This is a genomic window from Oerskovia sp. NPDC056781 (assembly GCF_042789955.1).
Classification (GTDB): Bacteria; Actinomycetota; Actinomycetes; order Actinomycetales; family Cellulomonadaceae; genus Oerskovia; species Oerskovia rustica.
Map to the genome: position 1 here is coordinate 1 of NZ_JBHUAD010000158.1, position 9,184 is coordinate 9,184.

Sequence of the window (9,184 nt, forward strand, 5' to 3'; positions counted from 1 at the left end):
ACCCGGGTGCGCTCCGCCGTCGGGCGCCTCTCGGGGGACGACGTGACGGTGCCTCAGCGCGTGCCGTCGCTCCCGTCCTGCCCGTGGGGAGCCAGCACCGCGAGCACCTGGTAGGCACGCCGCGCCGGGTGGGGCGACTCCTTGGCCTCGGCGAGCGCACGGTCGGCCCAGCGTTCGAGCAGGTCCGCCAGGTCCTGCGTCATCTCCGCGGCCAGCCCTGGCGTGAGGACGAGCGCGTTGATCGCGAGCAACCGGTCGTCCCGCCGGGCCTGCTCGTCGTTCGCCTCGACGAACAGGCGCTCGGCCCACACCAGCGCCGGGCGGACGACCTCCCGGACGGCCTCGGGCGACCCGGGGTCGACGACGTAGCTCTCGGCGACGTTGGTCCACACGCGGTCGCGCCGGTCGCGAGCGTGCTCGGGGGCCTCGGCGATCATGCCCGCCTTGGCCAGCACCCGCAGGTGAAAGCTGATGGAGTTCGCGGGCTCTCCGATCGCCTGCGCGAGATCCGCGGCCCGGGCGTGCCCGAGGGCCGCGAGCTCCGTGAGGATCCGCTGCCGCATGGGGTGCGCGACGGCCCGGAGCGCCGTGGGGTCCTGGACGTGGAAGGTCTCGCGCATCCCCCGAGGCTAGCAACGCCGTCGTCGTCCGCACGACCAGTTGCGCAATCATCATTGCGCATTGGTTGTTGCGGGACTACCGTGTGTCGCATGTCGACCACCCAGAGCACGCCGCCGCCTCCCCGCGCCTCGGAGGACAGCGCGGCCCCGGCCCCGCCCCTGCCCTCCCCCGCATCGGAACAGCCCGTCTCGCCCGGGCCGCAGGTCGGAGCGATCTCCCCCCCTCCGCCCCTCCTGCGCAACCGGTCGTACATGCTCCTGATGTCCGGGCTGACGACCGAGTCGCTCGGAGCCGGCCTCGCCCTGTTCGCCGTCCCGCTCGTCGCCTACTCGCTGACCGGCTCGGTCCTCCAGGCCGGAGCCGTCGCGGCCGTCGGCCAGGTCGGGGCCCTGCTCGCGACGCTCCCGGCCGGCGTCGTCGCAGACCGAGTCGACCGGCGTCGGCTCATCGTCGCCGCGAGCGCCGTGGGTGCCGCGCTCTGGGTGACCGTCGGCATCGCGGCAGCGTTCGGCTCGCTCACAGCCTGGCACCTCGCGCTGGTGCTGTTCGGCGCCTCGGTCGTGGGAGCGTTCGTCGATCCCGCCACGAGCGGGGCCTTCCGTTCGGTCGTCCCGACCCCCCAGCTCCCGACGGCGCTCGCCGCGTCCCAGGGGCGGGACGCGGTCGCGAGCCTGCTCGCGGGCCCCGTCGGCGGCCTGCTCTACGCCGTCGGGCACGCGGTCCCGCTCGTCGCCGCGGCGATCGGGTCGGCCGTGACCGCGCTGTGCACGTGGGCCGTGCGCGAGCCCCTCAACGGCGACACCGCGGAGGCCCGCACGACCCGGCCCGTCGAGGCGCTGCGCCAGGGGCTGCGCTTCGTCTGGTCGGTCCCCCTCTTCCGGACGCTCCTGGGCCTCTTCGTCGTCATCAACGTCGCGTTCGGCGGGCTGCTCGTCGGGATCAACCTCGAGCTCGTCCGGACCGGGGTCGCCCCCGTCCTCATCGGGGTCATCGACCTCGCCGTCGGCGTGGGCATCCTCGTCGGGGCCGTGCTCGCACCGCGGCTCGTGGCGCGCGTCCGGGCCGGGGCGCTCACGGTCGCCGCGCTGGTAACCCTCGCCGTCGGCGCGACCCTCATGGCCGCACTCCAGACGTACCCCGCCTACGTGGCCCTGCTGCCGCTCGCCGTCCTCCTGGTACCGGCCGTCAACGCGGGCCTCGCAGGCTACGCCGCGGCGATCACCCCGCTCGAGATGCAGGGGCGCCTCGCCTCGATCATGGGACTGACCGGGCTCGCCGCCGGACCCCTGATCCCGCTCGTCGGGGCCGGGCTGCTCGACCGGTTCGGGATCGGGACCGCTCTCGTGGTGCTCGCAGGGCTGCTCGTCGTGACGGTCGCCGTCATCGCGGCGGCGCGGCCGCTCTGGCGCGTCGGCACCCCGGACACCTGGACCGACGACGCGCTGCCGTCGGCCGCCACGACCGCGGCATAGCCTCACGCCGACCGACGATCCCGGGGTGCGCGGCGCCGCCGGGCGCCGGCGTCGGCACGAGCGCGCACCGGGGTCCGCGCTCGCTCCGACAGCCGCTCAGCGCGCCAGGTCCGCGGGATCCGTGTTCGCCCCGCACAGCACGACCGCGACGCGCTCGCCGGGATCGGGCACGTACGTGCGCGACTCGAGCGCCGCGAGCGCCGCCGCGGCCCCGTGCTCGACGACGAGCCGCCGCTCGTCCCACAAGTGCTGGCGCGCGGCGACGATCGCGTCGTCCGACACCAGGACCGAGCGGACGTCGTCGTGCTGCGCGAGGGACAACGCCGTCTCGGACGCGCTGCGGGCGCCGAGCGAGTCGGCCGCGACCGACGCGACGGGGACGTCGACCACGCGGCCGGCGTCGAGCGCGGCGCGCAGGGCCTGCGCTCCGTGCGGTTCGACCGCCACGACCCTGATCCCGTGCGGACGCGCCGCGGCGGCCACCCCGCTGAACAGCCCGCCGCCACCGACGGCGACGACGACCGTGCTGACGTCGGGGCGGGCCGCGACGATCTCCTGCAGGAGCGTGCCCGCGCCGGCCGCGACCAGGGGGTTGTCGTAGGCGTGCGACGCCAGGGCGCCGGTCTCGGCCGCGAACCGCTGCGCGGCGTCGAGGGCCTCGGCGTACTCGGACCCGACCTGGTGGACCTCGGCGCCGAGCGTGCGCAGGCGCGCGACCTTGACCGGCGGCGCGGTCTCAGGCACGAACACCGTCGCCCGGATCCCGTGGGCCCGCGCCGCCCACGCGTTCGCCATGCCCGCGTTGCCGCCCGACGCGATCACGATCCCGGCGTCGGGCAGCGTGCCCGCGTCCAGGTGCGCGCCCACGAAGTTGAGGGCGCCGCGCGCCTTGAACGAGCCCGTGTGCTGCATGAGCTCGAGCGCGAACACACCCGTCGCGGCCCCCAGGGCACCCGGGTCCATGGGCGCGAGCGCGACGGGCCGCACCTGCCCCGCGATGCGCTGCGCCGCGGCGAGGACGTCCAGGTGGTCGATGGTCATGCGGGGTCCTCCGGGGGTGGGCGGCGGACCGGGTGGGTCCAGAGGAACACTACGGCGTGGCCGCCCGGAGGTCCGGCTCACAACCCCGCCTCGCGGTAGAAGCCCTCGATGTGCTCGCGCACGGCCGCGACCGCGCCCGCCCCGTCACCGTTCGCGACGGCATCGAGGATCGTGCGGTGCTCGGCGCGCAGGCGCACCGCGGTGCGGGGCCAGTCCTCCAACCGTTCCGTGCCGGCCTCGACGTAGGACTCGACGGCCCCGCGGAGCCCGGTCATGACGGCCTCGACGAGCGCGTTGCCCGCGAGCCGGACGAGCTCCACGTGGAACGCCGCGTCGAGCTCGCGGAAACGGGCCGCGTCGAGGGCGGGGTCGTCCATGGCGTCGAGCAGCGCGACGGCCTCGGCGAGCCCCGCACCCGCGGCCTTCGCGGCTGCCTGCCCGACCGCCCACGTCTCCAGCAGCACCCGGGTCTCCACGACGTCCCGGACCACGAGCGTCCCGGACGCGACGTGCAGCCGCACGGCCGCGCCGAGGCCTGCGGCGGGCCGGTCGATCACGGTGGCTCCGGCGTCGGGCCCCGAACCGACCGCGGTGCGGACGATGCCCATGGCCTCCAGGACGCGCAGCGCCTCGCGGACCGAGGGGCGCGAGACGCCGAGCTCCTCGGCGAGCGCACGCTCTGCCGGGAGGCGTTCGCCGAGGCCCCAGCGGCCGGCGGTCAGGTCCGCCTCGATCCGGGCGAGGACGATCTCGTGGGTGCGCACGGTGTCAGCGTAGTGCTGCGCAGGGTCGGCCGATCGGGCGCGCCCGCGGCGGCGGGCCCGTTCTGAGACACCGCGCCGCTATGGTCCGACCACAGCGACGCGATGGTCTACAGTGGCTCGGACAACATGTGGTCAGACCACAGCCTGCTCATCGCCGAGCGGGGGGACGGGAAGGCCGCACAGCACCTCCGACGGGCACTCGCCGTCCGCCGGGACCAGACTGAATCCCACCGCCCCCTGCCCGGCTGGAGTCCCCAGTGCGTATCGCCCTCGCCGCCACCTGCATCGCCGACGCGATGTTCCCCCAGGCCCCCCGGGCCACCGTCCAGCTCCTCGAACGCCTCGGCCACGAGGTGTACTTCCCCGAGCAGCAGACGTGCTGCGGGCAGATGCACGTCAACACCGGCTACTTCGACGAGGCCGTGCCCGTCATCCAGAACCACGTCGAGACGTTCGCGCCCGCGCTCGACGGGGAGTGGGACGCGATCGTCGTGCCGTCGGGCTCGTGCACCGGCTCGATCCGCCACCAGCAGGCCATGGTGTGCCGGCGAGCCGGGCAGGAGAAGCTGGGCGCGACCGCCGAGGCCCTGGCCGCCAAGACCTACGAGCTGTCCGAGCTGCTCGTCGACGTGCTCGGCGTGACCGACGTCGGCGCGCACTTCCCGCACCGCGTCACCTACCACCCGACGTGCCACTCGCTGCGCATGATCCGCGTGGGCGACAAGCCCCTCCAGCTCCTGCGGGCCGTCGACGGGATCGACCTCGTCGAGCTCCCCGGCGCCGAGAGCTGCTGCGGGTTCGGCGGGACGTTCGCGCTCAAGAACTCCGAGACGTCGACCGCGATGCTCAGCGACAAGATGTCGAACGTGAAGTCGACCGGCGCCGAGGTCCTCACGGCGGGCGACTACTCGTGCCTCATGCACATCGGCGGCGGTCTCTCGAAGCTGCGCGCGGGCGTGCGCACCATGCACCTCGCGGAGATCCTGGCGTCGACGCAGGACGCGCCGACGCTCGTGGCGGAACCGGCGGGCGCCCACGCTCGCCCGGACGACGAGGAGGCCGCGCGATGAGCACCTTCCTGGGCTTCCCCACCCGTCGGGGCGCGAAGACCCTGCCCGACGACGGCACGCACCACGGCGCGCCCGGCACCACCGCGGGCCCCGGCTGGGCCGACGACGTGCCGCACCCCGACGCGCCGCTGCGCTGGGGCGAGACGTTCCCCGAGGCCGCCAGGCAGGCCCTGCAGAACACGCAACTGCGCCGCAACCTGGCCCACGCGACCTCGACCATCCGGGCCAAGCGCGCGGCCGTCGTCGGCGAGGTGCCCGACTGGGAGGCCCTGCGCGACGCGGGCTCGACCATCAAGGCCCACGTCATGAGCGACCTCCCGCACCTCCTCGAAGAGCTCGAGCGCAACGTGACCGCTCGCGGCGGCGTCGTGCACTGGGCCCGGGACGCCGCCGAGGCCAACCGCATCGTCGCGGACCTGGTCAAGGCCACGGGCGAGACCGAGGTCGTCAAGGTCAAGTCGATGGTCACGCAGGAGATCGGGCTCAACGAGGCGCTGGCCGAGGAGGGTATCGCGGCGTTCGAGACCGACCTCGCCGAGCTCATCGTGCAGCTCGCCGACGACATGCCCTCGCACATCCTCGTGCCCGCGATCCACCGCAACCGCTCCGAGATCCGCGAGATCTTCCTCGAACGCATGGGCGACGCCCCACCCGACCTCACCGACGCCCCGCGCGAGCTCGCCATGGCCGCCCGGGCGCACCTGCGCCGCAAGTTCCTCTCCGCGAAGGTCGCGATCAGCGGCGCGAACTTCGCCGTCGCGGACACGGGCACGCTCGCGGTCGTCGAGTCCGAGGGCAACGGGCGCATGTGCCTCACGCTCCCCGAGACCCTCATCACCGTCATGGGCATCGAGAAGCTCATCCCGACGTACCAGGACCTCGAGGTCTTCATGGCGCTCCTGCCCCGGTCCTCGACCGGCGAGCGCATGAACCCGTACACCTCCCTGTGGACGGGCGTCACCCCGGGCGACGGGCCGCAGGAGTTCCACCTGGTCCTGCTCGACAACGGGCGCACCAAGGCTCTGGCCGACGAGGTGGGCCGCGCCGCGCTGCACTGCATCCGCTGCTCGGCGTGCCTCAACGTGTGCCCGGTGTACGAGCGGGTGGGCGGGCACGCCTACGGCTCGGTCTACCCGGGACCGATCGGCGCGGTCCTCACGCCCCAGCTCACCGGGTCGACCGGGAAGTCCGACCCCAACAACTCGCTGCCGTACGCCTCGACGCTGTGCGGCGCGTGCTACGACGTGTGCCCCGTCAAGATCGACATCCCGTCGCTGCTCGTGCACCTGAGGGCGCGCGAGGTCGACCAGGACCGAGGCCGCCCCACGGCCTGGGGAGCGGCCATGAAGGCCGCGTCGTTCGTCATGGCAACGCCCGGGCGGTTCGAGCTCGCCGAGAAGGCAGGCGGCGTGACCCGTGTCCTGGGCGGGAGGTCCGGCCGCATCTCGTCGCTGCCGTTCCCGGGGTCGAGGTGGACCGACGCGCGCGACCTGCCCGTCCTGCCGAAGCAGAGCTTCCGCGAGTGGTGGGCCACCGACCACGCTGCGCACGAGCCCGCCCCTCCCTCCTCGCCCGAGGATCCCGCCTCGCCCGCCTCCCCTGACACGACCGGAGACGCCCGATGAGCGCGCGCGACGACATCCTGGCCCGCGTGCGCGCGGCCGTCATCACCGACGGCGCGCACCTCGGGGACGCCGTGGCCGCACAGGCGCCGGTCCCACGTGAGTACCGGACCTCGGGCAAGCACTCCCCCGGGTCGGCCGAGGCGGTCGAGATCCTTGTCGACCGCCTCGTGGACTACCGCGCGATCGTGCACCGGGCCCCGACCGAGACCGACCTGGCCCGCACCGTGGGCGAGCTGCTCGCCGACGCGCGCTCCGTCGTCGTGCCCCCGGGGCTGCCCGCGGGCTGGACGGGCGCGCTCAGGGACGGGACCGTCGTCGTGCACGACTCGCGCGAGGACCGGCGGACCGCGGCCGAGCTCGACCAGGTCGACGCGGTCCTGACCGCGTCGAGGCTGGCCGTCGCGGACACCGGGACGATCGTCCTGGACGGCGAGGACGACCAGGGGCGACGCGCGATCACGCTCGTGCCCGACCTGCACGTGTGCGTCGTACGGACCGAGCAGGTCGTGCACACGCTGCCCGAGGCCGTGACGATCCTCGCCGCGCACCCCACGCGCCCGCAGACGTGGATCTCGGGACCGAGCGCGACGAGCGACATCGAGCTCTCGCGCGTCGAGGGCGTGCACGGGCCGCGGACGCTGCACGTGATCCTGCTGGGCTGAGCACTCGCTCCCTCGCTGCCGAGGGCGGCTCTCGGTGCCGAGGCCCCCTCGGTGCCGAGCAGGCCCTCAGCCCACCTGGCGCCGCACCGCGCGGCGCACGCGCTCGGGGTCGAGCCGGGCGCCGGACGCTTCGGTCGACAGTGCCGCGTGCAGCACGAGCCCCTCGATCAGGGCGTCGAGGTCGGGCACGACGTCCGCGTCCACGTGCCGGCGCAGCGCGGCCCGGCTCGCCGCCATCCACCGGTGCGTGACCGTGCGGAAGGCGGGCTTGCGCGCCGCGAGCACGTAGAGCTCGAGCGCGACCAGCAGGTCCCGCTGGTACTTCCCCGACTCGTCGCACACGAGCGCGACGATCGCCTCGACCGGGTCGCCGCCCTCGGGGACGGCAGCCATGGCCGCCTCGAAGCGCGCCGCGGCCTGGGCCGCGTGCCGTTCGAACGCGAGGCGCAGCAGCTCGTCGAGGTTCTCGAAGTGGTACGTCATGGACCCGAGCGGCACGTCGGCCGCCGCGGCGACCACCCGGTGGGTCGTGCCCGCGACGCCGTGCTCGGCGACGACGTCGAGGGCCGCGTCGACGATCCGGTCCTTGCGGTCGGGGTCGACGCGGCGCACGCCGGTCATTCGTCGATGCGGCGCAGCACGCGGGCCGGGTTGCCCACGGCCACGACGTTCGCGGGCAGGTCGCGCGTCACGACGGACCCCGCGCCCACGACCGTGTTCTCGCCGATCGTCACACCCGGGCACACGGTCACGCCGCCGCCGAGCCACACGTTGTCGCCGATCGTGATGGGTTGCGCGGCCTCCCACTTGTCGCGGCGCGGGCCGGGCTCGACGGGGTGCGTGGGGGTGAGGAGCTGGACGTTCGGGCCGATGAGGACGTCGTCGCCGATCGTGACGGGGGCGACGTCGAGGCACACGAGGTTGAAGTTCACGAAGACGCGGGCGCCGATCGTCGTCCGGTACCCGAGGTCGCAGCGGAACGGCGGCCGGATGTCGCTGCCCTCGCCGAACGCGCCGAGCAGCTCGGTCAGCACCTCGCGACGGGCCGTGCCGTCGTTCGGGTCCAGGGCGTTGAGTCGGTGGCTGAGCGACATGGCGCGCTCGGAGTCGGCCGCGATCTGCGGGTCGTCGGCGAGGTAGAGGTCGCCCGCGAGCATGCGCTCGCGCATGGTGCGCTGGTCGGAAGGGTCCGGGAAGGTCATGTGTACAAGCGTACACATGACCCTGGGGTCACGCGTCAGGCGGACGCCCGACGGCGGTGCGTCATCTCCTCGAGGACCGTGCGGAGCCGCACGGGGAAGTCCTCGGGCGTGTCGGGCGGGAGCCGGTCCACGCGGAACCACGCGACCGCCTCGCTCTCGTCGCTCACGACGGGCAGGGCGTCGAGGTCCGCGAACGCGACGTAGCCCACGTCCCAGTGGACCAGGCAGGTCCCGAAACGCGAGGACAGCGCGTGCCGGTGCAGGTCCACGGGGGCGCCGTCGGGCTCGAACGGCACCAGACCGACGATCCCGCTCTCCTCCCGGGCCTCCCGGAACGCCCCCGCCGCGAGGCTCTCGTCCCCCGGCTCGACGTGCCCGCCGACCTGGACCCAGAACTGGCCCTTGCGGTGAAAGCACAGCAGCACGTGCAGCAGGTCCGGGGTCAGGACGAAGCAGCTCCCCGTCAGGTGCTCGGGGCCGCCGCGGAAGATCACGTCCCCCCGGCCCGCCTCGACGAAGGCCACGTACTCCTCGCCCAGCGCGGCCTGTGCAGGGCTGAGCGGCACCCAGGACCGGATCGAGTCGAGGGCGGTGGCGGCGAGGGCGTCGGCGGAGGTCACCAGGGAAGCCTACGACCGGTCGCCTGACCGGCCCCGCCGGACCGGCGGACCGGCAGGCCGCCGGTCCGCCGGGCCACCGGCCCGCCGGGCCACCGGCCCCTGCGACG

The 9,184-nt window shown here is 74.4% G+C and carries 10 protein-coding genes; 4 read left to right on the forward strand and 6 right to left on the reverse strand.

Annotated features, from left to right (window positions below; translation table 11 throughout):
• Positions 1–53: 53 nt before the first annotated feature.
• Positions 54–620 (reverse strand): ArsR/SmtB family transcription factor, encoded by a 567-nt coding sequence (locus ACFRCR_RS13355; protein ID WP_377678166.1) that lies wholly within the window; start codon positions 618–620, stop codon positions 54–56.
• Positions 621–710: 90 nt separating this feature from the next.
• Between ACFRCR_RS13355 and ACFRCR_RS13360 the strand changes: the two genes are divergently transcribed.
• Positions 711–2,093: an MFS transporter gene (locus tag ACFRCR_RS13360; protein WP_377678168.1), complete on the forward strand. Its 1,383-nt coding sequence runs from the start codon at positions 711–713 to the stop codon at positions 2,091–2,093.
• A 96-nt stretch (positions 2,094–2,189) separates the two neighbouring features.
• On the opposite strand, the gene ACFRCR_RS13365 is transcribed toward ACFRCR_RS13360, so the two are convergent.
• Together ACFRCR_RS13365 and ACFRCR_RS13370 are read right to left on the reverse strand one after the other, a co-directional pair.
• Positions 2,190–3,134, reverse strand: a complete 945-nt coding sequence (locus tag ACFRCR_RS13365; protein WP_377678170.1) for a threonine/serine dehydratase — start codon at positions 3,132–3,134, stop codon at positions 2,190–2,192.
• A 77-nt stretch (positions 3,135–3,211) separates the two neighbouring features.
• On the reverse strand, positions 3,212–3,898 hold the full coding sequence (locus ACFRCR_RS13370) for a FadR/GntR family transcriptional regulator (protein ID WP_377678171.1): 687 nt from the start codon (positions 3,896–3,898) through the stop codon (positions 3,212–3,214).
• Positions 3,899–4,155: 257 nt separating this feature from the next.
• On the opposite strand from ACFRCR_RS13370, the gene ACFRCR_RS13375 reads away from it, so the two are divergent.
• Genes ACFRCR_RS13375 through ACFRCR_RS13385 form a run of 3 tightly spaced genes read left to right on the forward strand, consistent with a single transcriptional unit; the run spans position 4,156 to position 7,255 of the window.
• Positions 4,156–4,968, forward strand: a complete 813-nt coding sequence (locus ACFRCR_RS13375; protein ID WP_377678172.1) for a (Fe-S)-binding protein — start codon at positions 4,156–4,158, stop codon at positions 4,966–4,968.
• Positions 4,965–6,593, forward strand: a complete 1,629-nt coding sequence (locus ACFRCR_RS13380) for a LutB/LldF family L-lactate oxidation iron-sulfur protein (protein ID WP_377678174.1) — start codon at positions 4,965–4,967, stop codon at positions 6,591–6,593. Before ACFRCR_RS13375 ends, ACFRCR_RS13380 begins: the two co-directional genes overlap by 4 nt.
• Positions 6,590–7,255: a lactate utilization protein C gene (locus ACFRCR_RS13385; protein ID WP_377678176.1), complete on the forward strand. Its 666-nt coding sequence runs from the start codon at positions 6,590–6,592 to the stop codon at positions 7,253–7,255. The genes ACFRCR_RS13380 and ACFRCR_RS13385 overlap by 4 nt, the downstream gene beginning before the upstream one ends.
• A gap of 66 nt (positions 7,256–7,321) precedes the next feature.
• Here the strand turns inward: ACFRCR_RS13385 and ACFRCR_RS13390 are convergent, their stop codons facing one another.
• From ACFRCR_RS13390 to ACFRCR_RS13400, 3 genes are read right to left on the reverse strand one after another with little or no spacing between them, the layout of a single operon-like run.
• Positions 7,322–7,876: a TetR/AcrR family transcriptional regulator gene (locus ACFRCR_RS13390; RefSeq protein ID WP_377678178.1), complete on the reverse strand. Its 555-nt coding sequence runs from the start codon at positions 7,874–7,876 to the stop codon at positions 7,322–7,324.
• Positions 7,873–8,457 carry a sugar O-acetyltransferase gene (locus ACFRCR_RS13395; RefSeq protein ID WP_377678179.1) on the reverse strand — a complete coding sequence of 195 codons (585 nt, stop codon included), beginning with the start codon at positions 8,455–8,457 and terminating at the stop codon, positions 7,873–7,875. The genes ACFRCR_RS13390 and ACFRCR_RS13395 overlap by 4 nt, the downstream gene beginning before the upstream one ends.
• Before the next feature lie 35 nt (positions 8,458–8,492).
• Entirely contained in the window at positions 8,493–9,077 is a 585-nt protein-coding gene (locus ACFRCR_RS13400) for an NUDIX hydrolase (protein WP_377678181.1), read from the reverse strand.
• Between the last annotated feature and the right edge of the window lie 107 nt (positions 9,078–9,184).